Source organism: Ruegeria sp. AH12 (assembly GCF_056541465.1).
In genome coordinates, this window is the sequence record NZ_JBQFYL010000004.1 from 219507 (window position 1) to 244963 (window position 25457).

Below are 25457 nucleotides of genomic sequence, written 5' to 3' on the forward strand. Positions count from 1 at the left end.
CTTAGCTGGGCGCAGTCTAGCAACGAAAGGGCAAAAGGCCATGCCTCTTGAGATCGTAACTATCCCATGTCTCAGCGATAACTATGCTTTTCTGGCGCATGATGCCGCCTCTGGCCAGACCGCGTTGGTGGACGCGCCAGAACCCGGCCCGATTCTGGCCGAACTGGACCGACGCGAGTGGTCCCTGAGCCACGTGTTGCTGACGCATCATCACTGGGATCACGTCGATGGCCTGCCTGGCATTCTCGAAAAGCACCCGGCGAAGGTGATTGGTGCGGCCGCAGATGCCCATCGTCTGCCGCCACTGGACCAACAGGTGTCGGAAGGGGATATTTTCGAACTGGGTGGCGAACCGGTCGAGGTGCTAGACGTCTCGGGGCACACGGTAGGTCACATCGCATTTTACCTGCCCGACAGCGCGACTGTCTTCACCGCAGATAGCCTGATGGCCTTGGGCTGTGGCCGCCTGTTCGAGGGGACACCGGCGCAAATGTTGTCATCACTCAGTAAGCTGGCGGCGCTACCCGACGAAACAATTGTCTGCTCGGGCCACGAGTATACACAATCCAACGCTAAGTTTGCGGTCACGGTCGATCCTGATAACGCCGAATTGCAACAACGCGTTATGGATATAGCGCGGGCACGAGATGCCGAGCAACCAACAGTGCCCTCAACTCTGGCGCTGGAAAAGGCGACAAATCCGTTTCTGCGCGCTGCAGATTCTGCGATTCAGGCGCATCTGGGCATGGTTGGCGCTGATCCCGCTGTAGTTTTTGCCGAAATCAGGGCTCGAAAAGACCGGTTCTGATGCCTATTTCCCCCTCTTCACGGCCACGGTCACAACAAATGTGACTGTCAAGTGAAAGAAAACCCTTGAAGCCGGGCCACGATCAACCAAACTCTAATACTATGAGGACATGGTTGGGATGGGGATCCGGCCGACAGCCCGCCCCCTTCTGACCCAAGACAGAGGAGCACCCGCGTGCCTTCATTCTCGAGCACATTAGAACAAGCCATCCACGCTGCCCTGGCGGCTGCGAATGAACGGCGACACGAGTTTGCAACGCTGGAGCATCTGCTTCTGGCGCTTCTGGAAGAACCTGACGCGATCCGCGTCATGAAAGCCTGTAGCGTCGATCTGGATGAGCTGCGCAGCACTTTGGTCGAGTTTATCGACGAAGATTTGTCGAACCTTGTCACCGATATCGACGGATCAGAGGCCGTTCCAACGGCTGCTTTCCAGCGTGTCATACAGCGTGCCGCGATCCACGTCCAAAGCTCTGGTCGTACCGAAGTAACAGGCGCCAACGTGTTGGTGGCCATCTTCGCCGAGCGCGAAAGCAACGCCGCCTATTTCCTGCAGGAACAGGACATGACCCGTTACGACGCGGTCAACTTCATCGCGCATGGTGTCGCCAAGGACCCTGCCTATGGCGAAAGCCGTACAGTTTCCGGCGCGGATCAGGCCGAGGAAGAGGTTCAGTCCAGCGCCGGCGAGGGCGAGCAGAAGGAAAGCGCACTGGCGAAATACTGCGTCGACCTGAACTCCAAATCGCGGGCTGGCGATGTGGACCCGCTGATCGGGCGCTCGGATGAGGTTGAACGCTGCATCCAGGTCCTGTGCCGTCGTCGCAAGAACAACCCGCTTCTGGTGGGCGATCCAGGTGTTGGCAAAACCGCCATTGCCGAAGGTCTGGCCCACAAGATCGTAGGCGGTGAGGCACCAGATGTGCTATCTGAGACCACTATCTATTCGCTCGATATGGGGGCACTGCTGGCCGGAACCCGCTATCGCGGCGATTTCGAAGAGCGCCTGAAAGCGGTTGTAACCGAGTTGGAAGATCATCCCGACGCGGTGCTGTTCATTGACGAGATTCACACTGTGATCGGTGCCGGGGCTACTTCGGGCGGCGCAATGGACGCGTCCAACCTGCTGAAACCTGCGTTGCAGGGCGGCAAGCTGCGCACCATGGGCTCGACCACCTATAAGGAGTTTCGTCAGCATTTCGAAAAAGATCGCGCGCTCAGCCGCCGGTTCCAGAAGATCGACGTGAACGAGCCTTCGGTTGAGGACAGCGTCAAGATTTTGCGGGGTCTGAAACCGTATTTCGAAGACCATCACGACATCAAATATACCGCAGATGCAATCAAGACTGCCGTTGAATTGGCGGCGCGCTATATCAACGACCGGAAACTGCCGGACAAGGCCATCGATGTGATTGACGAGGCCGGTGCTGCTCAGCATCTCGTTGCTGAAAGCAAGCGTCGCAAGACCATTGGCGTCAAAGAGATTGAGGCTGTCGTGGCCAAAATTGCGCGCATCCCGCCGAAAAATGTCACCAAGGATGATGCCGCGGTTCTAAAAGACCTTGAAGCCTCGCTGAAACGCGTCGTTTTTGGGCAGAATTTGGCAATTGAGGCACTGTCCAGCGCGATCAAATTGGCGCGCGCCGGTCTACGTGAGCCTGAAAAGCCCATCGGCAACTACCTGTTCGCTGGTCCGACCGGTGTGGGTAAAACCGAAGTTGCAAAACAGTTGGCTGATACCTTGGGGGTCGAGCTGCTTCGCTTCGACATGTCGGAATACATGGAGAAACACGCCGTGAGCCGCCTGATTGGTGCCCCTCCGGGCTATGTCGGGTTCGATCAGGGTGGTCTGTTAACCGATGGCGTTGACCAGCATCCGCATTGCGTGCTGCTGCTAGACGAGATCGAAAAGGCCCATCCGGATGTGTTCAACATCCTGCTGCAGGTCATGGACCACGGCGAGTTGACCGACCATAACGGCCGGACGGTGAATTTCCGCAACGTTGTGCTGATCATGACCTCGAACGCAGGCGCGCAGGAACAAGCCAAGGCCGCCATCGGCTTCGCACGTGACCGACGCGAAGGCGAAGATACCGCCGCAATTGAGCGTATGTTCACGCCAGAATTCCGCAACCGTCTGGACGCCGTTATCTCCTTCGCGCCGCTGCCGAAAGAGGTCATCTTGCAAGTGGTCGAGAAATTCGTGCTGCAGCTTGAAGCTCAATTGCTGGATCGCGGAGTGACCATTGATCTGACGCCCAAGGCGGCAGAGTGGCTGGCTGACAAAGGATATGACGACAAGATGGGCGCCCGCCCGCTTGGCCGCGTGATCCAAGAGCACATCAAGAAGCCTCTGGCCGAGGAACTGCTGTTTGGCAAATTGGCCAAGGGTGGCGTGGTGCGCGTGTCGGTCAAGAAAGGTGAGCTTAACCTTGAGATTCTGGGTCCCGATCAGCCGCGCATTCCAGGGGATAAGCCCCCATTGCTGACCGCCGACTAACGGCTGACTGAACTGGTACACCCAATTGAGCGCCCGATGGCCATCCGCCGTCGGGCGCTTTTTCTGCGCCTAGGGAGTGGAACAAAGATAATTTCATATAGCTCTGGCGACGGAAAAACCTCGCTCTTGCGTTTCAATTCCATAACACATCAGCAAGGGAGAACGGTGTGAACACCAAGATCGCCATTATCTGGAGCACCGCGTTTGCAATCTCAGCCGCTGCTGTTGTTGCCACGGCTCAGCATCGGTTCCGTTATCATGACGAAACACAGACCAGACCACTGGATTTGCTTCCCGCAACCGTTGACCCAGGCAAAAGCCGATCGAAAATAAAGATGACCGGCTCGAACATCAAACTGTCGGCTAACGGCATTCCGGATCATCTGGTGGGACAGTTTCCAAATCGCGGCAACCCGCACCAGATCTCAACTCAGAAGGTCAAGCTGAGCGTTCCTGCCAACCCCAAAAACACCGAAAACGTAACACCGCTGCGCATGGGGTGGAATTTTGGTGTTTCATTGAACGGTGTTGTGTTCGACCCGCTCGCTGCGGAATTCTGGCATGGCGATCCAAATTCGGGCTGGTCTTACAATGCGCTAGGCGGTGCGATTGCCTTGGGACTGGATGCGAACTATGCGCATGTTCAGCCGAACGGAAAGTACCACTACCACGGCATCCCAACCGGACTGATCGAGCTTTTGGATTGGTCGCCAGAAAGACATTCGCCATTGATCGGATATGCCGCTGATGGGTTTCCGATTTACGCCATGACCGGGGTCGTTAACGGGCGTGTCGCTGAAATGACCTCATCTTACCGCTTGAAATCCGGTAACCGCCCCGGCGGGAACGGCCCCAGCGGACGATACGACGGTACGTTCAACGAGGACTACGTCTATAGACCTGGCCACGGTAGGCTGGATCAATGCAACGGCGCCTTTACAGTATCTGAAGAGTATCCCTACGGGACATATGCCTACTTTCTGACCGAAGATTACCCGGTAGTTCCACGCTGTTTCTCAGGGACACCTGATCAAAGCTTCAAATTCGGAAGGCGTTGAAGCCCTGAAACCCGCATCGCGTAGGCTGAAGCTACCTTTCGGTCAGCTTCAGCTCGATCCGCCGGTTCTGTGCCCGTGCTTGTGGCGTATTGTCTGGGTTTACCGGCTGGAACTCTCCAAACCCATTGGCCGCAAGACGGTTCGGCGGGATGCCCAAAGCGTCGACCATATAGCGGACCACCGACAACGCGCGGCCCTGGCTTAGCTCCCAATTGTCGCGATAGCGTCCGGACCCGGCAAGCGGTACGTTGTCAGTGTGACCGTCGACCCGAATGACCCAATTCAAACCCTCAGGGATTTCTGCGGCCACAGTGCGCAGGATCGCAGCAACTTTCGCCACCTCTTGCCTACCTTCCGGCGACAACACGGCCGAACCCGTGTCGAATAATACTTCGGACGAGAACACGAACCGGTCGCCTTCGATCCGCACGCCTTCCTGATTGCCCAGAACGTCGCGCAATCGTCCAAAAAACTCAGACCGATAACGTTGCAGATCTTCTGCCTGCGCCGTCAGCTCCTGGTTCTGATCCGTCAGTTCCTCGGCCTCGGCCTCCAGCCGGATCCGCTCTGCCTCTTCCAGCAATCGGCGGCGGCGCTCCTCTGAAGCGGCGCGGGCCAACGCGGCGTTCAGATCCTGACCCAAGGTCTGGATCTGAATTTCTGCGGCGGTGTTGCGTTCTTCATAGTCATCCAGCAGAGCCTGCAAAGACCCCAATTGACCACGCAGGGCTGCAATTTGCTGATTCAGCAAGGCCGCCTCGCGCTGTGCCTTGGCGGAAATCGCTTGCTCGGCCGACAGCGTCTCGCGCGCGACATCAAGAAGCGCGGCTTGTCGTTCGACCAGCGATCGCTGCTCTGCCGCCTCTGCCTGCGCTTCGGTCTGTGCATCCAAAGCGGCCTGCAACTGAGCCCTCAGTTCTTCGGTATCCAGATCACCAAACTGACGTTCCAGTTCCGCGCGCGCGGCGCGCGCTGCGGCCAGCAGTGTCAGGGTTTCTTCGGCCTCTTTCCGCTGTGCTTCAAGCGCAAGAGTCATAGCCGTCAATTCTGCATCGGCATCCTGCAACCGATTGCGTAGATTTTCGGCTGCTGCGGCTTCAGCGAGGCGCGCGGCCTCTTCCTCGGTCAGCTGTTGTTCCAGTTCTGCAATCTGAGCGGCCCGCTCCGCGCCGGTTTGTTCCAGATCGGCAACCAGCGCTTCCAGTGCCTCACGGCGGGCGGCGGCAAGGCGTGCGGCCTCGGCCTGCGCGTCAATTTCCGCGCGACTTTGCGCCAGGGCCTGGTTCAAAGATGCGCGCTGATCTTCCAACGCAGCGATATCCTCTTGCGCCCGGGCCTGATCGGCCAACAGCGCCGCGACCTGGGCTTCAAAATCGGTGATGCGACCCTGCACTTGGGCCAGATCTTCTTCGGCTTGTGTCAGGGTTGCGTTCAAGGCCCCCAACCGCGCTTGCAAACGGCTGTTTTCGCGTTCTTCCAGACCTAAGGCACCCGCCAGAGCAGCCACCTCGTCCGCGAGTGCGGTCAGTTCATCTTCTTGCCCAGAGATCGTTTCGCGCAACACAAACTGCACAACCATGAAAATGGTCAGCACAAAGGTCAGCACCATCAACAGGCCCGTCATCGCATCCACGAAACCGGGCCAAACTGAGCCCTGGAACCGTTGACCGGTGCGCCGGGACAGGGCCATGGGTTACTCTCCTTCGTGGGTGCTGCGCACCGCACCACGAGGAAGCGTCAGCGCCTTGACCAGCAATTCGATATCCTTGCGGAATTCATTCATGCTTTCCTGACGACCCGCCGAAATCTCTTCGAGAATACGCAGCAGTTGCACATCCATGGACCGCAGGCGCATCCGGCTTTCGGCATCGATGCCTTCGCCTGCACCATGTTCGCGCATGTGATCCAGCAGCGCATCCTGTCCAAGCGCCACGCGCTCCAACGCAGCGGTGATCCCCTCATTGTCTACCTGGCGCTGGTTCATCTCGCCGATGGCGCTCACCAGCTGACCCAGCTTGCCCGACACATCGGCCCGGTCTTGTTCCTGTGCTGAAAACAGGTCCTGCAACGCATCCATCTGCTCGGACATCGCGTCCAGAACCGGGGCCAGTACCGCGATTTCTGCGCCGCCATCTTCGCCCGAGGCAAAGCCCACACGCGTGATCGATGACAGCCATTCCTCTAGCTCGCGATAGAACCGGTTCTGCCCATGACCTGCGAATACCTCAAGCAGACCGACAATCAGTGACCCTGCGAGCCCCAGCAGCGAGGACCCGAAGGCCACGCCCATGCCTTGCAACTGCGCCTCAAGCCCGGTCATCAGGCGGTTAAAGACAGTCAGGCCTTCCTCACCCTCTTGCGGGTTCAGGCTGCGGATTGTGTCGACGATGGCCGGGACCGTGGTGGCCAGACCGAAGAAGGTTCCCAACAGACCCAAATAAATCAGGACATTGGTGATATAGCGCGTGATTTCGCGTTCTTCTTCCACCCGTTCCGCAACCGAATCCAGAATGGACCGGGTTGAGGTCGAGCTGATCTGAGACCGCGCGCCGCGTTCGCGCAGCAGCGAGGCCAAAGGCGCCAAAAGTTGCGGTGTGCGCGCATCTTCGCGGACGACCCCACCGACAAACGCCTCGATCCAGCGGACCGATCCGATCAGCTGGGTGACCTGATAAAAACAGGCAATCACACCGATGACGAAGACCATCAGAATGAAGCCGTTCAAATATGGGTTGGCGAAGAAGACCGGCAACACATAGGGCAACGCCAGAAACACACCCAGCCCGGCCAGACCGATTGCGATCAGCATCATCACGATCTGACGAATGGGATGCGAGAAATGGGGTCTCGCGCCCTGATGTGCCTGCGCCATGCGCGTGGTTCCTAATTTTGCCTGCTCTGACTTGAAAATAGCGAAATTCCGCCGGTGACGCCAAGGGTTTATGCCCTAATGCTCCGCACCCGTTGCGACAACCACTCAAGATCAGGGTCATGCAGCCCGATCTCGGCCAAATGTTCCGTGGTATTGTAGAGATATTCGGTGTTCGGCCCCCGCCCGCCAATCGCGTGGGCGATGATCTGGGCCTGCTCCTCCAGCGGCATCCCTCCGCAATACTGTACATGATGCGCATCGATCACATAAGTAACGGCATTCACGACGTCGCCATTGTCCAGATGCACATCCAGCATCCGTTCGACATAGGCAGATGAGATCAACTCGCGCTCGCGCAGCTCGTGCAAAGTACGGTCTTCGTGGCCGCCCTCAACGGCCAGAGCCAACCCTTTGCAGTGCGCCTCAGCCTGTTCATCCAGTGCCAGCACAAGGCCCGGATGCTCTTCGGTGCCCCGATGATGGATCGAGCTCATGCAGAAGGAGCGCGCGTAACCGTGCAGCGTTGCAAGCTCGCTGCGGGCGACGGGAAATCCCGGATTCCACAACAGCGATCCATACCCGAATACCCACATCGTCATTGCACTGGTCCTTGCCCGTTTGGGCCTATAAACATCAAATCCGAGGCAGGAAAAAGGCCAAAGCGGATGCGCCGACTGATACGAGTTCTCTTTTTCATCGTCACCCTATGGAGCCTGTATTGGTTTGTTGCGGGATTTGGGTTGCGCAATGCGATCACCAGCTGGTTTGATGCGCAGCAGGCGCGCGGATGGCAATCCGAATTCGCCGACGCTGAAACCTCGGGTTTTCCCGGACATCACGTCACCCGCCTGAACAGCCCAGCACTGGCCGATCCCGCCACCGGAACCGCTTGGAGCGCGGACTGGGTCGAATTCAAAAGTCCCGCGATCTGGCCCGGTCGCCAAGTCCTGCGTTTTGCCGAAACACCTCAACGTCTGTCCTATTTTGATCAAACCGCGACCATCACTGCTGATGATCTGCAGGCCGAACTACAGCTACAACCCGGCGTGGCACTGGTGCTTGAGAAGATGGCGCTGACAGCAGGGCCCTGGCAAATCACCGATGACGCCGATGCGCTGGCGGGTGGCAATACGCTAAGCCTGATGATGGAACAGACAGACACACCCGAAGCCTATGCGGTCGCCGCGCAGATCGATGGCTTTGCACCGGGTAACGACCTACGCGCACTGATGCATTCCGCCTCATCGCTGCCCCAGCGGTTCGAGACGCTGGAACTGGATATGGTGACCGTTTTTGACAAACCGTGGGATCGAACCGCCATTGAACAGAACCGTCCCCAACCTGTCGAAATCACGTTGAAACTGGCCGAAATCAAATGGGGCGAGCTTCGCTTGTTTGCGGCAGGAGAACTGGATGTCGACACGCAGGGCATTCCAACCGGTGAAATCGCGATCAAGGCCGAGAACTGGCGCGATATGATCGCCATGGCCAATGCGGCGGGGGCCCTTCCGGACCAAGCCGTTGATCCGGTGACGCGGGCGTTGAACTTTCTGGCGGGGCTGGGTGGCAATCCAAATGCGCTGGATCTGCAGTTGAATTTCCGCGACGGGTTCGTGGCATTGGGCCCCCTACCCTTGGGGCCAACCCCGCGCTTGATCCTGCGCTAGCGACAATAGGCGCCGCTGCGATAACGGGCCGTGTCCAGATGGAAATGGTCGCGGTGATAGCGGTCTGAATTCGGGCCCAACACCGTGCCAAACGGCCCACAGGCCCCACGCCAGACTTTCTTGAGTTGTTTCTGAGACGGGTTCTTGCGCCATCCGTTCAGCACGGTCACAACCTCTCCATCCGCCATCACAAAGCCCGAGATATCAATGGCGCGACCTTTGCCATGCTCTGATATTCGTGCGCCTTTGCGATTGTTGCGGGTGCGACAGGCGTAGTGGGCGGCCACCTGCAACTGCACGACCGGCCCGCGTCGCTTGAAGGTCGGTTTGACGGACTTGTCGACCCATTCGTTCAGTGCAATCGCCGTGCCGCAATCCATCGTCGACGCACGGCTGAGCGTGACACCCGAGACAGAGGTGATCTGTACAGCATCCCTGACCCCGCAGGCTTTTGTCTTGCTGGTCACACGACCAACAGGCTTGCCCTGTATCGCAATGTCCCCACAGACAGAGCCTTTGCGCAGCTTGCGTTTCTTGAACAAAATCTGCTGTTCCAAAGCCTCTGGCCGCGCAAACGGCATCAAAGAGGTATCCGGGCTGAGCAGCGGCAGATCAGATGGTCGCGCCGCAACGGCGGCGATCTGAGGCGACACAGGTCGCTGGACGGGCCGCATGTTTGGGATGCTCAGCGGGGTCGCCGTCCGACTGGTTACTGCCGCCAGATCGACGGTGTCTGATGGGCGCGCGATGGGGACCAACGATTGCTCGGGCGCTGACGCGTGGCCAGTACCGCACCAGAGTGCGGCCACCATGATCAGAAGGCGTCCCGCAATCGGCCTCATGATCCGATCTTTCCCCGGCCAAAATCTGGTGCGTCCGTATCCTGGCCCGCATCAATGATACCTCGCCGGATCGCCCGTGTGCGGGTGAAATAGTCAAACAGGTGCTCTCCGTCCCCGGTGCGAATGGCGCGTTGCAGGGCAAAAAGCTCCTCGGTAAACCGCCCCAGAATTTCCAGTGTCGCGTCTTTGTTGGACAGGAACACATCGCGCCACATCGTCGGGTCCGAGGCCGCGATACGCGTAAAGTCACGAAAACCCGCAGCCGAGTATTTGATGACCTCGGTATCCGTGACCCGACGCAGATCATCTGCAACCCCAACCATCGTGTAAGCGATCAGGTGCGGCGCATGAGAGGTGACGGCAAGAACCAGATCATGGTGATCCGCGTCCATCTCATCGACATTCGAGCCCATACCCTCCCATAACGCGCGCAATCGGGAAATCGCATCCGGATCAGTGCCTTCAACCGGAACCAGCAGACACCAGCGATTGTCGAACAGCTCGGCAAAACCGGACTCGGGCCCGGAATGCTCGGTCCCTGCCAACGGGTGTGCAGGGATGAAATGCACGCCCTCAGGGATATACGGTTGAACACTTTGGATCACGTGCCGCTTGACCGAGCCTACATCCGAGACGGTCGCACCGGCCTTCAAAACTGGCGCAATCTCCTCGGCCACTGCGCCCATCGCGCCGACAGGGACGCAGAGCACCACCAGATCGGCCCCGTCAACAGCCTCGCAAGCTGTGTCACAAACAAGGTCACACAAGCCGATCTTGCGGGCCGTGTCGCGGGTTGCCTCGGACCGCGCATACCCAGTGACTTCGCCAGCCAGACCGGCGCGCTTGATGGCCCAGAACATGGACGACGCGATCAGGCCCAGCCCAATCAGCGCAACGCGGTCATAAATCTGGCTCATGCGGCGCCCTCTTTGAATGCGGTGATCGCAGCAACAACGCGGCGACAGGCCTGTTCATCGCCCACGGTGATCCGCAAAGCGTTTGGCAGGTTGTAGCCTGCAACCCGGCGCACAATCAAACCCTGCGTTTTCAGGTAGTAATCGCAGGCCTCAGCCTCGGCCCTGTCGGCAAAACGCGCAAGGATGAAGTTGGTACAAGACGGGTCCGAGGACACACCAATCTTGGCCAGTTCCTCACTCAACCAAACGCGCCACCGCGCGTTTTCTGACTGGCAGAAGGTCAAAAACTCCACATCATTCACCGCTGCCTCTGCCGCGGCCAAAGCTGTCAGCGAGAGGTTAAAGGGCTGCCGTACCCGGTTCAGCACGTCGATGATGCTCTGGTGCGCATAGCCCCAGCCAACTCGCATCCCACCCAGCCCGTACACTTTCGAAAAGGTCCGGGTCATGATGACATTCTCATGGGCATCCACAAGTGACGCACCGCCGTCGAACCCATCCACAAACTCGGCATAGGCCCCATCCAATACAAGCAGACAGCTGTCAGGCAGACCCTGCGCCAGACGCTCCAGCGCGTCATTTGAGATCATGGTCGAGGTTGGATTGCCGGGGTTGGTGACAAACACGATCCGCGTCTGGCCCGTGACTGCAGCCAAAATGGCATCTACATCCACCTTGCGGTCCCGCTCGGCCACCATGACCGGTGTCGCCCCGGCCATGCGCGCGATGATCGGGTACATGGAAAACCCATGCTCGGTATAGATCACCTCATCTCCCGGCCCTGCATAGGCCTGAGCGACGAATTGCAGCACCTCATCACTGCCGACACCACATATGATCTGCGCTGGGTCCAACCCGTGCCGCGCGCCGATGGCCGTGCGTAGGCTGGCGTGATCGGTGCTGGGATAACGGTGCAAAGTGGCGGCGCTGTCACGTATAGCTTCAATCGCTTTGGGGCTTGGCCCGAACGGGTTTTCGTTCGAACTCAGCTTGATCACATGCTCCACACCGGCCACATGCGACTGCCCGCCCTGATAGAGCGCGATATCCATTATGCCGGGTTGTGGGGTGATCTTGGTCATGAGAGGCTCCGTTCAATGAGCCTCTCATACCTGTCTCAAAGGATTGAGAAAAGCAGCAATTCTCCTATGCCGCCTTGAAACGGGCCGTCGCCGGGTCAGCGTTGTAACAGGGCGCAAACTCCTCGGTCCGGCGAGACAGGTCATTGACGCTCTCGATGATGAACTGAACCGTCTCTTCGCTCATGAGGTAGGAGAAGTTCAAACGCACCCAACCCGGCTTTTTCATTTCTTCCCCGGCTGAAAGCGCTGCATGCAGTTCGTCCGATGCGGCGCGTTCGATCCCCAGCAAACGATGCGCATAAGGCCCCGCACAGGCACACCCGCCACGCGCCTGAATGCCATAGACATCGCTCAGCATCCGAGTGAACAGCTGTTGATGCACGGGTTGACCCGCGTTGTCCCGGATCAGGAACGAGAAGATCGGCAGGCGATGCGCAGCCTCGACCCCCAACAAGGTCAGATTCGGATTGTCTTGCCAACCGTCCAGAGCCATCTGATTGAACCGCTCTTCGCGACGGGCGATTTCGTCGGTGCCCACAACATCCTTGACGATAAAGGCCAAAGCCGCGCGGATATCTCCGATGACGTTGGGCGTACCAGCCTCTTCCCGCACCGACAGATCGTCGCTGTAATCGTGACGCCAGGGCGACACAAAACTGACTGTTCCCCCGCCCGGCCAGCTGGGGCAGCGCCGCTGCACCGCGAGCTTGTTCACGATCAGGACACCCGACGCGCCCGGCCCGCCGGGAAACTTATGCGGAGAGACTACGATTGCATCCTTGTGGGCATCCTCGGGACCCATATCAATCGGCAGGTAGGGCCCGCCCCCAGCATAGTCCCAAACAGCCATCGCTCCATGTGCCTTGAGCATCCGTGTGACCGGATCTGGGTCAGTGATGATGCCCGTGACATTCGAAGCCGCAGAAAAGGACCCGATCACCAGATCAGCATCGGCATGTGCCCCCAACGTTTCTTCCAATGCGTCCAGATCAATCCCACCACCCTTAGCTTCGGGGATTTCGACGACCTGCGCCTTGCTTTCCCGCCAAGGCAGAATGTTCGAATGATGCTCATACGGACCAATCAAAACAACCGGCTGCACTGCGTCCTCTACGCCCAGCAAATTCACCAGACGATTCAACCCTGCTGTCGCGCCCGACCCGGTGAAGATCACCGCGTCGTTCTCGGCAGCCCCGACGATGCGAGCGATTTCTGCACGCGCTTCGCGGCGCAGACCCGTCATATATGATCCGCAATACGATGCTTCGGTGTGGCTGTTTGCATAGAACGGCAGAACATGGTGGGCCACATAGTCTTCGACTTGTTGCAACGCGCGACCCGAAGCTACGTAATCCGCATATACAAGCGGCACATCCCCATTCAAACCGGGGATCAGAACGTTCTCTCCGATCAATCCGTCGCGCAGATTGGAATTTTGAGTGGTGAAACAGAGTTCCGCTCGAAATCTGGACAGGGTCATGGCATTGCTCCTAGTTATGCCACTAAGATGATTGATCCAGATTGGGGAAAACCACTCTATTTTTGCGTAGTTTTCTTGATACTTGTGTCATATGGTGAACTATGACACTAAAGTTAGATCAAATAGACACACGCATCCTCAAGGAACTGCAAAAAGACGCCACACTGTCTCAGCGTGAGCTGGCGGATCGCGTCGGACTGTCCCAAAATGCCTGCTGGCGACGATTGAAGGCTCTGAACGAAAACGGGGTGCTGATCGGCTCAACCGCCAGGATCGCGCGCGAGAAACTAGGGCTTACGCTTGTGGTATTCGTCATGCTCCGCACGCGTCACCACTCGGCTGACTGGCTGCAGGCCTTCCGACGTCACGTATTGACGATCCCCGAAGTGGTAGATTTCCATCGGATTGGCGGGGATTATGACTATCAACTCAAAGTCGTCACGCAAGATATGGCGTCCTACGACAAAGTCTATCAACGCTTGATCGAAAAGGTCGAACTGGACAGCGTCACATCATATTTCGCGATGGAGGCCATTGCCGAAGGGCGCCCGCTCCCCCTCTGATCCAAACTTCATCTGGCCAGAAATATCTCGGGGGAGTCGCGCAGCGACGGGGGCAGAGCCCCCCTTCAAACAAAAAAAGACCGCGCCAAGTGGCGCGGCCCTTCTGAATTCGATTTAACTGCGAAGATCAGTTCTTCGCGTAGAATTCGACGACCAAGTTCGGTTCCATCATGACCGGGTAAGGCACATCACCCAGGCCCGGTGCGCGCACGAAAGTCGCGGTCATTTTCGAGTGATCTGCGTCGATGTAATCCGGCACATCACGCTCGGCCAGAGAAGCTGCTTCAAGAACAACAGCCAGTTGCTTCGACTTGTCACGCACTTCGATCACATCGCCTTCTTTGACACGGTAGCTGGGGATGTTGACCCGCTTGCCGTTCACCTTGACGTGGCCGTGGTTCACGAACTGACGTGCGGCAAACACGGTCGGCACAAATTTGGCGCGGTAAACGACCGCATCCAGACGACGCTCCAGCAGACCGATCAGGTTTTCACCGGTATCGCCTTTGACTCGCTCAGCTTCTGCGTAAATGCGGCGGAACTGCTTCTCGGTCAGGTCGCCATAGTAGCCTTTCAGCTTCTGCTTGGCGCGCAACTGCAGACCGAAGTCTGACAGTTTGCCCTTGCGGCGCTGGCCGTGCTGGCCGGGGCCGTATTCACGACGGTTGACCGGGGATTTCGGACGACCCCAGATGTTTTCGCCCATCCGGCGGTCGATTTTGTACTTGGCAGACGTGCGTTTGGTCACGGCTGATCTCCTTCGTTTTAGTCGAGGCCCAGGGGCCACTATGAAGGGCGTTGTCCTCTTGAGGTTTCCCCCATGACAGGCATCCCCTTACGGGGGCCACCAACACCAATGAAGCCGCGCTTATATCTGCAAAGAAGGCAGAGTCAACATGCGAAACCGCAGTTAAATGTACTAAACCTACAAGGCGTACGCACTCTCTGGATCGGTTAAACCAACCCAGGTCAAATTCATTCAGATAATAGAGGAAAACTAGTCAGGACAAACCGGGGTGAGGAAAGCTGACTACATTCGCATCCGCTGCGGTGCGCGCCGAGGCAGACGTGGCGTAGTGCGACACTTCGCTGATCCAAAACAACTGGTCACGCGCCGGGCAGCCGTTTTCAAATACAAATGTCGGGTCAACATCACCCTCTTGCACCACCAAATCCGCACAGAACTGTTGCGCCCCGTTCGACAGAACGACTGAGGCACAGGTATCGCCCGGAATTTCCCGAATAACGGCAAAACGATCAACAACAGAAGAAGAAGTCGCACCCATCGAGCCAACGCGTTCAATGCTTTGCTCTAAGCTTGTGGCCAAAACTACGGCTTGCCCACGCCAGGACCAAGCCGCACCAACCACCAAGGAATCCAAAGGCGCTGCTTCAAGCTCATCAAGCTCGGTCTGCGCCCACGATATTGCTATATGACCACTAAGATTTGATCTCATCTGCCCGCGTTCACCCCTAAACACATTTAACTTGTTACCAGTGGCTATCTATCAACCAGAAATTCGGCAAAAAAGAGACCAAATTCAAACATAACAAAGATTGTTGCAGAACGGATTCAAATCCGATCAACTAGACTCGAACCGTCTGCAAGACCTGATCACGCGTCAAGTCTTCCTTTGCACCTTTGATCATGACCTCGCCGCGCCGCAACACGACGAGCCTGTCGGCAAGGTCATAGGCAAAGTCGAAGTATTGCTCAACCAAAACAATTGCCATTCTATCTGTGGCTCTGAGGTGCCGGATCACGTCCCCGATCTGTTGAATTATGTTTGGCTGGATACCTTCAGTCGGCTCGTCCAACAACAGAAGGCGCGGTTTTGTGATCAGCGCCCGCGCGATAGCCAGCTGCTGCTGTTGCCCGCCGGACAAATCGCCACCGCGCCGGTTTTGCATTTTCTTCAGAACAGGGAAAAGATCATAGATTTCGCCCGGGATGACATGTTCAGATGCCGGTAGGCACGAAAATCCGGTCTCCAGATTCTCTCGCACCGTAAGCAGCGGGAAAATCTCGCGCCCTTGCGGCACGTAGGCGACGCCTTTCAACGCCATCCGATGCGCGGGCAAAGCACCCAGAGGCTCGCCATCCAATTCTAACTTGCCTCCTGAACGTGGATGCGTGCCTGAGATTGCTTTCATCAGGCTGGTTTTTCCAACGCCATTGGTTCCCATGACACAGGTAACTTCACCTTGCCGGGCTTCCATGGAAATTCCGTTCAGGATTTGAGAATGCCCATAGTGCAACGTCAGATCGGTCAAATTCAACATCAGTTAGCGCCCCAGATAGACATCGATCACGTCCTGGTTGGATGTCACATGATCAAGGCTGCCTTCAGCCAGAACCGAGCCCTCGTGCAAAACCGTGACTTTGCAGTTCAGCCGCCGGACAAACTCCATGTCATGTTCAACGACCACGACGGCACGGGTTTTGGCCGCATTGACCAGAATATCGGTTGTGTGTTCACGTTCTTGCGGCGTCATGCCAGCGGCGGGTTCATCGACCAAAAGCAGACGCGGGTCCTGTGCCAGCAACATGCCAATTTCCAACCACTGCTTTTGGCCATGGCTCAGCTCACCTGACTTGCGGTCGAGGTCATGGCTCAGGCCAATTTCAGCCGCCAATTCTTCGACCTTCTGCAAGTCGTTTGCAGCGGGACGATACAGCAGAACACCCAACCATCCGCGTTTGTTCTTTAATGCCATAAGCAGGTTCTCCTGCACCGTCTGATCCTCGAACACAGTCGGTTTCTGGAATTTTCTGCCAACTCCCACCTGAGCGATCTTGGCCTCGCTCATCCGCAAAAGCGAGACGGATTTCTCGCCCCAGATCACACGACCTTCGTCGGGCTGGGTTTTGCCAGTCACAATATCCATGAACGTCGTTTTCCCGGCGCCGTTTGGGCCAATGACAGCACGCAACTCCGCCTCACCGATCCGGAAGGAAAGGTTGTTGATGGCGCGAAACCCGTCGAAGGTGACAGAAACGCCGCTCACTTCAAGCAGAGTGCTCATTCCGTAGCCTCCTTTTCACGCAATGCCCCGTCATCGGGGCCAAGGGCCGCGCCGTGCCGGTCTGGGTGGTTCCGCTTTGCCCAAAGGTCAAACAAGCCTCCGATCCCTTGTGGGGCGAACAGCGTGACCAGCACAAAAGAAACGCCCAACAGGACCTGCCACCAATCGACCCATTTGATCGTGTAAAAGCCCAGCGGGATGTCCGGGGCCTGCCCACCGGTGAACCACGTGCTCAGCAGGCTGACAAAAGCGGCGCCGATAACTGCGCCGTACAAACGTCCACGCCCACCGATAGCGACCCAGACGGCGAGATAGATCGAGGCGATCGGGGCCATCTCCTCGGGGTTGATGATGCCTGCCTGTGGATAATAAAGCGCCCCTGCAATCCCGGCGATACAGGCGGTTAGCGTGAAGACAGTAAGTTTATAAACTTCGACAGAATACCCGAGGAACCGAACCCGCGCCTCATTGTCGCGAATGCCCCTGAGAACCGATCCGAACTTGCCCGAAACGATCCACGCGGCCGTCATATAGCCCAGCCCCAGCGCCAGTGCGGATGCCCAAAGAAACCAGATCGATACCACATCCTGAGAGGCGCTAATTCCGGGTAGGTTCTGAAGGCCCGACAAGCCGTTGTTCCCGCGCAATCCACTGTCGTTCTGAAACAGGTAGAGGGCCAGCGCAAGCGTCATGGCTTGGGTCAGGATCGAAAGGTATACACCCGTTACTCGGCTGCGGAAGGCCAGCCAGCCGAAGATCAGCGCCAGAAGTCCGGGCACCAACACGACCAGTATCAGTTGCAGGGTCAGGCTATGGGAAAAGGCCCAGATCAACGGGAAGTCCGACGATCCGACCACGCCAAAAATCTGCGTTCCGATGGCGTCCACGACCTCGGTCTGGGTAGGGGGGATTTCAGTTTGTGACAGAGACTCGACCACGATCAGACGCGTGCGTTCGTACATCAGCCACATGCCGATCATATAGCCTCCTAGCCCGAAGAAGGCGAAATGCCCCAGTGAAAGGATACCGGTAAAGCCCCAGACCAGATCCATAGCTACGGCAATCAGGCACAGGCACAGGGTCTTGCCCAGCGTCTTGACGAAACTGGTTGATATCACGCCGATTCCGAACCCTTCGGACAGGACGGTTACGCCCAAAGTGAACAGCGACAGGATGGCCAGAAAGACAAGCACCGAGGGGTTCTTGGCGACAAAGCTGCGTTCCATGGCTCAATCCCCCGCCGCGCGGCCTTTGAGGGCAATAATGCCCCTTGGCCGGAATTGGATGAAAATGATGATGAAGATGATCATGTAGGTCTGCGCGGCGAGGGTGTTCGACGGGTTCATCCACTCGATCCCCTTCTGCAAGAAGCCGATCATGCCTGCCCCTGCCAACGCGCCCCAGATGTTGCCAACACCGCCGACAACCACAGTCATGAAGCTTTGAACGATATAGTCGCTGCCCAGATCGGACGTGACCTTGGCGAACAGACCAATCGCAACCCCGGCAATTCCGGCGATGCCGGAACCAAGCCCAAAGGTTAGCATATTCACCCGCCCCGGATTGATGCCCATCGACCCGGCCATGCGTGGGTTCTGCGTCACCGCGCGCATCTCAAGCCCCAGCCGGGTGCGTTTCATGATGTACAGGAACAGCCCAAGAAAGATCATCGCCAGAACGAAGATCGCGATGCGGATATAGCTGATCGAGACCACATCATTCAGCACCCACGCCCCGTCCAACCAGCCGGGCGCGGTTAGCGGTCGCGCCTGCGTGCCGAAGATGTTCTTGGCCAGCTGTTGCAGCGCAATCGAGATGCCGAACGTCGCCAGTAGCGTCTCCAAAGGGCGCGAATAGAGCCAGCGGATCACCAGCCGCTCCATCGCGACGCCCATGGCGAAGGTGACGGCAAAAGCCATCGGGATGGCCACGATGATCGACAGCGTATGGTCGGGGATGAACTGCTGCACCACGTAGCCGGTATAGGCACCCATCATGATGAACTCTCCATGGGCCATGTTGATCACGCCCATAACGCCAAAGGTGATGGCCAGACCGATGGCAGCGAGGAAATAGATCGACGCCAATGAGATCGCGTCCAGTGTCAGGTCGAGGGTCTGGTTCAGACCAACCTTCAGCTCGATCTGTTCCAGCGCCTTTTCCGCGGCGGCTGTGACTTCGGGCGAGGGTTCGGCATAGGCGTCAAAGAAGACATGCGTTTCCAACGCAGAACCGATGTCGGCATCGGTGATCAAAGCAGGGACGAGGCCGACTTCGGCCAGAGCAACGTAAGCCTGAGCACGCGTGGCGTCAGAGTTCAGCTGCGTAACAGGAATATCTCCTACGCGTTCACCGTCGATATTGGCGGCCAGTGCGGCGCGTATATCATCCGGCGAGGTACGCGGAGCTGCGAGGTCATTGGCGACCAACAGGTCATAGGCCTCGCCCCGCAACAGGGCTTCTGATCCGGGGTCTAGTATATTGGCGATATTCGCGTCAGTAGGCAGTTCAGTGCCCGTCTGGCGTTTGGTCACGACCAGAGGGTTCAAGGCCGCACGAACGTCCACACCCAGATCGTCGGACATCTCTTCAATCGCAGCCACACGTGCTGCGGTATCCTCGTCATACCCGATGGTCAGCAACCGCTCGAGACGTTGTTTCTGCGCTTTCAGATCGGCATCCGGCTCGTCGTCAATCGAGGCGCGCAGCGGCTCCAACAGAGCGGCCCCGGGATCGCGTTGGATAGATGTCAAAGCAGCCAGACGTTTGGCACGATCCGGGTCGGTCAGTTGGAACTGCACCAAAGCCGTCCCGATCATCGCGCGGATGCCGCTATTGGGTTTCAACTGCTTCAGGTCGGATTTCTCAAACGTGCCAACGACTTCTCCGGTGTCGAAATCGGTCAGTTCATACGACCGCCCCTCGGCCTTTTCACCTGAAAAGAACAAGCCATCCGACTTGCGCATCCACACGTCTTTGGCGGCCCATGTCTCAAGCATCACCTGCGCCTGCGGCAACCCGCTGCTAGCAATCGCATCAATCGCAGGCCCAATCGTCTTGCGCGAGCTTTTGGCGATGATCTCCTGATGCTCTTGCAGGATCGGCTGCAAACCGCTCTCTTGCGCATTGGCCGTTAGGCAGGCGCACAGGATCGCGAGGCCCGCAAGGAATAGTCGTAACATGTGGTGAAACCCGAGGTGTCTTTAGGGCAAGGCGGGCGACGACACCCGCCTTGCGAGAAGATTAGTAGTTCGACAGGGTCTGAACGCAGGTCTTGGTCTCGGTGTTGTACATACCGCAACCCAGCTCTTTCCAATCCGAGATCAGAACTGCCGATTCTGGCAGGAAGTCAGTCCATGCATCACCCGGAACGACGTCTGTTTCGCTGATGATATCGAACTGACCGTCTTCCTGAATCTCACCTATGAGAACCGGCTTGGCCAGGTGGTGGTTCGGCAGCATCACGGCAGTGCCACCGGTCAGGTTCGGGAATTCCTGGCCGTACATGGCGGCGCGCACGGCATCCACTTCGGTCGATCCGGCCTCGGTCGCGGCGTTTACCCACATGTTGAAGCCGATGTAATGCGCCTCCATCGGGTCATTGGTCACGCGGTCTTCACCCATGGTGGCTTTCCACGTCTCAACGAATTCGGCGTTCACGTCGGTATCTGCCGACTGGAAATAGTTCCACGCGGCTAGGTGACCGACCAGGTTGGTGGTATCCAGACCCGAGAGTTCTTCCTCACCGACTGAGAAGGCTACGACCGGGATGTCATCCGCCGAAACGCCCGCAGCCGCCAGTTCCTTGTAGAAGCCGATGTTTGCGTCTCCGTTGATGGTCGAGATCACGCCGACTTTCTTACCGTCGGCACCCAGCGCAACAACGTCTGCGACGATCTTGGACCAATCGGAATGGCCGAAGGGGGTGTAGTTGACGAAGATATCCTCGTCCGCGATGCCTTTACCCTTCAGGTAGCTTTCCAGAATATTGTTGGTGGTACGCGGGTACACATAGTCAGTGCCTAGCAGCGCGAATTTCTCAACACCCAGCTCGTCCAGGAAGTAGTCAGTCGCAGGGATCGCCTGCTGGTTCGGCGCGGCACCGGTGTAGAAGACGTTCTTCGAGGATTCTTCGCCCTCATACTGAACCGGGTAGAACAGCAGGCCGTTCAGCTCTTCGATCACGGGTAGAACCGATTTCCGGCTGACCGAGGTCCAGTTGCCAAAGATCACGTCCACCTCATGCACAGTCAGCAGCTCGCGCGCTTTTTCAGCAAATAGCGGCCAGTCCGAGGCTGGGTCGACAACAACCGCCTCAAGCTGTTTGCCCAGCAGGCCGCCCTTGGCGTTTTGCTGGTCGATCAGCATCAGCATCGTGTCTTTTAGCGTAGTTTCCGAGATCGCCATCGTGCCAGACAGCGAATGCAAAACACCAACTTTGATCGTATCTTCATCCGCCAACGCAGCGGTCGCCATAGCTGCAAGAACAAGTGATCCGGCAAGCGTGGATTTGAGCGATTTCATGTAATCCTCCTGGCGGGGCCGGGAGAGAGGGCTTGCACAAAGGCGCGTTTCTCTTCTACCTGATCCCCGCAACTGTTGTTGCGTTACGTGTGGCGGTTGTGTTCGAGGTCCAATTCGCGCAGCCGTCACACACCCTTGGTTTTTCCCAAGTGGGCACGCTTACGGTTTCTGCATTGCAGCATCATTATCAATTCGTGGATTGATCATTTCCGCAGATCAGTCCCGCCTGACTATTTTTTAATCAGTCAGGCGGCGTGAAGCCCAAAATTTAGACACCCCTTCAGGAAACGCTTCGAATTCTGACCCTTGGAATAGAGTCCCGGCGCTCAACAGGGAAAACAGACGACACAGTTCTTTGAGTTGCAGGTCCGCCATCACACATCACGCTTCGATACCGCCCCCTTTGACCGCCGCGCCGCCGCGCGCGCAGGGATCGGTTCGTCTCAGCACAAAGCGTTTGGGCAAAACCTCGGTTCTGAATGCATTTCGCCAATCCGGTTCATTCAAGTGTCTTTTCCCCCGGACAGATGGGGATGGGCTGGATGCAGTCCTTTTGAACACCGCCGGAGGGATCACCGGCGGGGATGTGTTCAAATTTCAGGGTCACGCAACCGAGGGCACGGCGCTGTCGCTTACGACACAAGCCTGCGAACGCGCCTATCAGGCTAAACCGGGGCCGCCGGGCCAGATATCAAACCTGTTGAAGGTCGATGCCGGCGCCCGGCTCACTTGGTTACCGCAAGAGACAATTTTGTTCGAAGGCAGCGCGCTCGATCGTCATCTGAATATCGATCTGACCTCGGGGGCCTCGGTTTTGATGGCAGAATCCTGGGTCTTTGGGCGCGCAGCCATGGGCGAGGTACTGACCGACATTCGCCTGCGCGATAGGATCGAAATTCGAAAGAACGGCAAACCCATCTTTCTGGATGCGATGCAGTTCAACGGCGATCTGAATGCTCATTTGGCCAGACCCAACATCGCCAACGGCGCCGGCGCAATGGCGCTGGTCGTCTTTGTTTCGTCAGCTGCCGAAGGTCAGCTGGATGCGATCCGAAAGATGCTGCCGGAAACGGTTGCGGGGGCCACGCTGGTAAAAAATGACCTGATGGTCGTCAGGATACTGGCGCCAAACAGTTTTGAGTTACGCCGCGTGCTGATCCCGATCCTGCGGCGATTGAGCGACGATACCTTACCCCGATGCTGGATGATCTGAGATGAATCTGACCCCTCGTGAAAAAGACAAGCTGCTGGTTGCCATGGCTGCCGAAATTGCCCGCAAACGGCTGGCGCGCGGCGTCAAGCTGAACCACCCCGAGGCGATTGCCCTGATCACTGACGCAGTGGTCGAAGGGGCGCGCGACGGTCGGTCCGTCGCCGATATGATGCAGGCCGGGGCCGAAGTGATCAGCCGCGCGCAATGCATGGAAGGCGTGCCCGAAATGATCCACGAAGTTCAGGTCGAGGCCACCTTTCCCGACGGCACCAAACTGGTGACAGTCCATAATCCCATCCGCTGAAAAAGGAACTCTTAATTGATCCGTATGCTCTTTCCCGCCTTCATCCTCGCTGGCCCTGCAGCGGCACATACCGACACGCATATTCACGCCCATGGCTCGGACTATATCACTCTGGGCGTTGGCCTGGCTCTCGTCGCTCTGGGCGCCATTGCGGTGATTGCAAAGCTGAACAAATGATCCCCGGAGAGCTGTTCCCGGCCGAGGGCGACATTACTCTGAACGCAAGCGCAACGGCGCTGACACTGATGGTGGCCAATACCGGTGACCGGCCGATTCAGGTCGGCTCGCATTATCACTTCGCCGAGACGAACCCAGCGCTTGAATTCGACCGTGCCGCCGCGCACGGGATGCGCCTGGACATCGCCCCAGGCACCGCCGTGCGGTTCGAACCGGGTCAATCGCGCGAGGTTTCGCTGATCCCGGTCGGCGGAGCGCGGGAGATTTATGGGTTCAACCAAAAAGTCATGGGATCGCTTTAATGCCCGCAACAATCAAACGCTCTGACTATGCCGCCATGTTCGGCCCCACCACCGGCGACAAGCTGCGGCTGGCTGATACCGATCTGGTGATCGAAGTCGAACGCGACCTGACCGCCGAGCGTGCCGGCGCAGCCGCGACCGGAGGGATCGGTGACAACGCGCTGCTCTACGGGGAACAGGTCAAGTTCGGCGGTGGCAAGGTGATCCGCGACGGGATGGGGCAATCTCAGGTTACGCGCGCCGCGGGGGCCGTGGATACGGTCATCACCAATGCTTTGATCGTCGACCACTCGGGCATCTACAAGGCGGATGTGGGCCTCAAAGACGGGCGCATCGAAAAGATCGGAAAGGCAGGAAACCCGGATACGCAGCCGGGCGTCGATATTATCATCGGTCCGGGGACCGAAGCCATTGCTGGCGAAGGGCGCATCCTAACAGCAGGCGGGTTCGACAGCCACATCCATTTCATCTGCCCGCAACAGATTGAGGACGCGCTGCATTCTGGCCTGACCACGATGCTGGGCGGCGGCACCGGCCCGGCACACGGCACATTGGCCACGACATGTACGCCGGGTCCCTGGCACATCGGACGGATGCTGCAAGCAGCCGATGCGTTCCCGATGAACCTGGCAATTGCGGGCAAAGGCAACGCCTCTCTACCCGCCGCTCTTGAGGAACAGGTCAAAGCCGGGGCTTGTGCGCTGAAACTGCACGAGGATTGGGGCACAACCCCTGCCGCCATCGACTGCTGCCTCTCGGTCGCGGATGCGATGGACGTGCAGGTGATGATCCACACCGATACGTTGAACGAATCCGGCTTTGTTGAAAACACGGTGGCGGCCATGAAAGGTCGCACGATCCACGCTTTCCACACCGAAGGCGCAGGTGGGGGCCACGCACCAGATATTATCAAGATCTGCGGCGAGAACCACGTTCTGCCCTCATCCACCAACCCCACGCGCCCTTTCACTGTGAACACTGTCGAGGAACATCTGGATATGTTGATGGTTTGCCATCACCTCGACAAATCCATCCCTGAAGATGTGGCCTTTGCCGAAAGTCGCATCCGGCGCGAGACCATCGCCGCCGAGGATATTCTGCATGACATGGGCGCCTTCAGCATCATCGCCTCGGACAGCCAGGCTATGGGTCGGGTCGGAGAAGTTCTGATCCGCACCTGGCAAACAGCCGACAAAATGAAAAAGCAACGCGGTCGTCTGCCAGAAGAAACCGGCGAGAACGACAATTTGCGGGTCCGGCGCTACATTGCCAAATACACGATCAACCCCGCAATTGCGCATGGGTTGAGCCACGAGATCGGCAGTATCGAAGAAGGCAAACGCGCCGATCTGGTGCTGTGGAACCCGGCGTTTTTTGGCGTCAAGCCCGAGATGGTGTTGCTGGGCGGTACCATTGCGTGTGCGCAGATGGGGGATCCGAACGCTTCGATCCCGACACCGCAGCCAGTTTACAGCCGCCCTATGTTCGGGGCTTATGGCCGCTCGGTCGAAAACTCTGCTATCACCTTCGTCTCTCAAGCCGCTCAGGCCGACGGGATTGGCGATACGCTGGGATTGGCAAAGCAAACCGTCGCCGTTCAAAACACGCGGGAGATCAGCAAACAGGATCTTCTGCTAAACAACGCGACCCCGCATGTAGAAGTCGATCCGGAAACCTACGAGGTCCGCGCAGATGGCGAGTTGCTGATCTGCCAGCCAGCCGAAGTTCTACCGATGGCACAGCGATACTTTTTATTCTGATCAATATTTGTGCTGCAATGCAGCATATGCAACGCGGCCATGACGAAAGGCCCTCTACTCACCGAGGACGAAATGACCAAGTATGAAAACCAAGGGAGGACCAACTTAGACCAGTTTACTGGAGGTCCTGATGGCACATTCAACAACCAACCCACGCACTGGCTTTTCGATTGCTGGCTTCTTCCGCTCTGTTGGCGAAGCATTTTACAACGGGATGATAGCCGTGGCCGAAGCGCGATCACGCTCGAAGCAAATCGAGTTTCTGCAATCGCTCAGCGACGAAGACCTGAAAAAGCGCGGCATCTCTCGCGACCAAATCGTGTATCACGTCTTTTCGGACTCCGTCTGGCGCTGAACTCCGC

25 protein-coding genes are annotated in these 25457 nt (G+C 57.8%); 11 read left to right on the forward strand and 14 right to left on the reverse strand.

The genetic code is table 11. The features are described 5' to 3' along the window. The first annotated feature begins 40 nt into the window (after positions 1–40). The 3 genes from gloB (at position 41) to ACR0EL_RS09930 (ending at position 4365) form a co-directional block, all read left to right on the forward strand. A complete protein-coding gene (gene gloB / locus ACR0EL_RS09920) occupies positions 41–808 on the forward strand; it encodes a hydroxyacylglutathione hydrolase (RefSeq protein ID WP_480499675.1) in 768 nt (255 codons plus the stop codon). 174 nt (positions 809–982) lie between these two features. Continuing rightward, positions 983–3307, forward strand: coding sequence for an ATP-dependent Clp protease ATP-binding subunit ClpA (gene clpA / locus ACR0EL_RS09925; protein WP_480499676.1), 2325 nt, complete (start codon positions 983–985; stop codon positions 3305–3307). Positions 3308–3474: 167 nt separating this feature from the next. Then, positions 3475–4365 (forward strand): YHYH protein, encoded by an 891-nt coding sequence (locus ACR0EL_RS09930; RefSeq protein WP_480499678.1) that lies wholly within the window; start codon positions 3475–3477, stop codon positions 4363–4365. Between the two features lie 31 nt (positions 4366–4396). Here ACR0EL_RS09930 and ACR0EL_RS09935 read toward each other — a convergent pair whose 3' ends face one another. From ACR0EL_RS09935 to ACR0EL_RS09945, 3 genes are all read right to left on the reverse strand, one after another. Then, entirely contained in the window at positions 4397–6055 is a 1659-nt protein-coding gene (locus tag ACR0EL_RS09935; protein ID WP_480499679.1) for a peptidoglycan -binding protein, read from the reverse strand. Positions 6056–6058: 3 nt separating this feature from the next. After that, positions 6059–7237, reverse strand: coding sequence for a biopolymer transporter ExbB (locus ACR0EL_RS09940; RefSeq protein ID WP_480499680.1), 1179 nt, complete (start codon positions 7235–7237; stop codon positions 6059–6061). A gap of 68 nt (positions 7238–7305) precedes the next feature. After that, positions 7306–7836 (reverse strand): gamma-glutamylcyclotransferase, encoded by a 531-nt coding sequence (locus tag ACR0EL_RS09945; RefSeq protein ID WP_353010383.1) that lies wholly within the window; start codon positions 7834–7836, stop codon positions 7306–7308. 66 nt (positions 7837–7902) lie between these two features. Between ACR0EL_RS09945 and ACR0EL_RS09950 the strand changes: the two genes are divergently transcribed. Beyond that, positions 7903–8904 (forward strand): DUF2125 domain-containing protein, encoded by a 1002-nt coding sequence (locus ACR0EL_RS09950; RefSeq protein ID WP_480499682.1) that lies wholly within the window; start codon positions 7903–7905, stop codon positions 8902–8904. Here the strand turns inward: ACR0EL_RS09950 and ACR0EL_RS09955 are convergent. The 4 genes from ACR0EL_RS09955 to ACR0EL_RS09970 form a co-directional block, all read right to left on the reverse strand. Then, the gene (locus tag ACR0EL_RS09955) at positions 8901–9746 is read right to left on the reverse strand and encodes an extensin-like domain-containing protein (protein ID WP_480499683.1); all 846 of its coding nucleotides are present in this window, start codon (positions 9744–9746) and stop codon (positions 8901–8903) included. The two genes, ACR0EL_RS09950 and ACR0EL_RS09955, sit on opposite strands and share 4 nt — an antisense overlap. Continuing rightward, positions 9743–10663: a prephenate/arogenate dehydrogenase family protein gene (locus tag ACR0EL_RS09960; RefSeq protein ID WP_480499684.1), complete on the reverse strand. Its 921-nt coding sequence runs from the start codon at positions 10661–10663 to the stop codon at positions 9743–9745. The genes ACR0EL_RS09955 and ACR0EL_RS09960 overlap by 4 nt, the downstream gene beginning before the upstream one ends. Continuing rightward, a complete protein-coding gene (gene hisC / locus ACR0EL_RS09965) occupies positions 10660–11745 on the reverse strand; it encodes a histidinol-phosphate transaminase (RefSeq protein WP_480499685.1) in 1086 nt (361 codons plus the stop codon). Before hisC ends, ACR0EL_RS09960 begins: the two co-directional genes overlap by 4 nt. A 64-nt stretch (positions 11746–11809) precedes the next feature. Continuing rightward, a complete protein-coding gene (locus tag ACR0EL_RS09970; protein WP_480499686.1) occupies positions 11810–13225 on the reverse strand; it encodes an aminotransferase class V-fold PLP-dependent enzyme in 1416 nt (471 codons plus the stop codon). A gap of 101 nt (positions 13226–13326) precedes the next feature. Here ACR0EL_RS09970 and ACR0EL_RS09975 point away from each other — a divergent pair, with 101 nt between their 5' ends. Then, positions 13327–13788 carry an Lrp/AsnC family transcriptional regulator gene (locus tag ACR0EL_RS09975; RefSeq protein WP_480499688.1) on the forward strand — a complete coding sequence of 154 codons (462 nt, stop codon included), beginning with the start codon at positions 13327–13329 and terminating at the stop codon, positions 13786–13788. A gap of 127 nt (positions 13789–13915) precedes the next feature. On the opposite strand, the gene rpsD is transcribed toward ACR0EL_RS09975, so the two are convergent. The 7 genes from rpsD to urtA form a co-directional block, all read right to left on the reverse strand. After that, the gene (rpsD, locus tag ACR0EL_RS09980) at positions 13916–14536 is read right to left on the reverse strand and encodes a 30S ribosomal protein S4 (protein ID WP_353010371.1); all 621 of its coding nucleotides are present in this window, start codon (positions 14534–14536) and stop codon (positions 13916–13918) included. 253 nt (positions 14537–14789) lie between these two features. Next, the gene (locus tag ACR0EL_RS09985; protein WP_480499689.1) at positions 14790–15245 is read right to left on the reverse strand and encodes a hypothetical protein; all 456 of its coding nucleotides are present in this window, start codon (positions 15243–15245) and stop codon (positions 14790–14792) included. A gap of 130 nt (positions 15246–15375) precedes the next feature. Beyond that, the gene (gene urtE / locus ACR0EL_RS09990) at positions 15376–16071 is read right to left on the reverse strand and encodes an urea ABC transporter ATP-binding subunit UrtE (RefSeq protein ID WP_480499690.1); all 696 of its coding nucleotides are present in this window, start codon (positions 16069–16071) and stop codon (positions 15376–15378) included. 3 nt (positions 16072–16074) lie between these two features. Continuing rightward, positions 16075–16815 (reverse strand): urea ABC transporter ATP-binding protein UrtD, encoded by a 741-nt coding sequence (gene urtD, locus ACR0EL_RS09995; RefSeq protein WP_480499691.1) that lies wholly within the window; start codon positions 16813–16815, stop codon positions 16075–16077. Beyond that, a complete protein-coding gene (gene urtC, locus ACR0EL_RS10000) occupies positions 16812–18041 on the reverse strand; it encodes an urea ABC transporter permease subunit UrtC (protein ID WP_480499692.1) in 1230 nt (409 codons plus the stop codon). The genes urtD and urtC overlap by 4 nt, the downstream gene beginning before the upstream one ends. Positions 18042–18044: 3 nt before the next feature. After that, complete coding sequence (gene urtB / locus ACR0EL_RS10005) at positions 18045–19997, reverse strand: urea ABC transporter permease subunit UrtB (protein ID WP_480499693.1); 1953 nt, start codon at positions 19995–19997, stop codon at positions 18045–18047. Positions 19998–20058: 61 nt separating this feature from the next. Continuing rightward, positions 20059–21339, reverse strand: coding sequence for an urea ABC transporter substrate-binding protein (gene urtA, locus ACR0EL_RS10010; RefSeq protein ID WP_480499694.1), 1281 nt, complete (start codon positions 21337–21339; stop codon positions 20059–20061). A 553-nt stretch (positions 21340–21892) separates the two neighbouring features. On the opposite strand from urtA, the gene ACR0EL_RS10015 reads away from it, so the two are divergent. The 6 genes from ACR0EL_RS10015 to ACR0EL_RS10040 all read left to right on the forward strand — a co-directional run bounded on the left by ACR0EL_RS10015 (position 21893) and on the right by ACR0EL_RS10040 (position 25450). Continuing rightward, on the forward strand, positions 21893–22552 hold the full coding sequence (locus tag ACR0EL_RS10015; protein ID WP_480499695.1) for an urease accessory protein UreD: 660 nt from the start codon (positions 21893–21895) through the stop codon (positions 22550–22552). 1 nt (position 22553) lies between these two features. Continuing rightward, positions 22554–22856 carry an urease subunit gamma gene (locus ACR0EL_RS10020; protein ID WP_480499696.1) on the forward strand — a complete coding sequence of 101 codons (303 nt, stop codon included), beginning with the start codon at positions 22554–22556 and terminating at the stop codon, positions 22854–22856. A 15-nt stretch (positions 22857–22871) separates the two neighbouring features. Further along, entirely contained in the window at positions 22872–23033 is a 162-nt protein-coding gene (locus ACR0EL_RS10025; RefSeq protein WP_480499697.1) for a hypothetical protein, read from the forward strand. Then, the gene (locus ACR0EL_RS10030) at positions 23030–23335 is read left to right on the forward strand and encodes an urease subunit beta (RefSeq protein ID WP_480499698.1); all 306 of its coding nucleotides are present in this window, start codon (positions 23030–23032) and stop codon (positions 23333–23335) included. Before ACR0EL_RS10025 ends, ACR0EL_RS10030 begins: the two co-directional genes overlap by 4 nt. Then, a complete protein-coding gene (gene ureC, locus ACR0EL_RS10035; RefSeq protein WP_480499700.1) occupies positions 23335–25095 on the forward strand; it encodes an urease subunit alpha in 1761 nt (586 codons plus the stop codon). Before ACR0EL_RS10030 ends, ureC begins: the two co-directional genes overlap by 1 nt. A gap of 130 nt (positions 25096–25225) precedes the next feature. Then, positions 25226–25450: a hypothetical protein gene (locus tag ACR0EL_RS10040; protein WP_480499701.1), complete on the forward strand. Its 225-nt coding sequence runs from the start codon at positions 25226–25228 to the stop codon at positions 25448–25450. Positions 25451–25457: the final 7 nt, after the last annotated feature.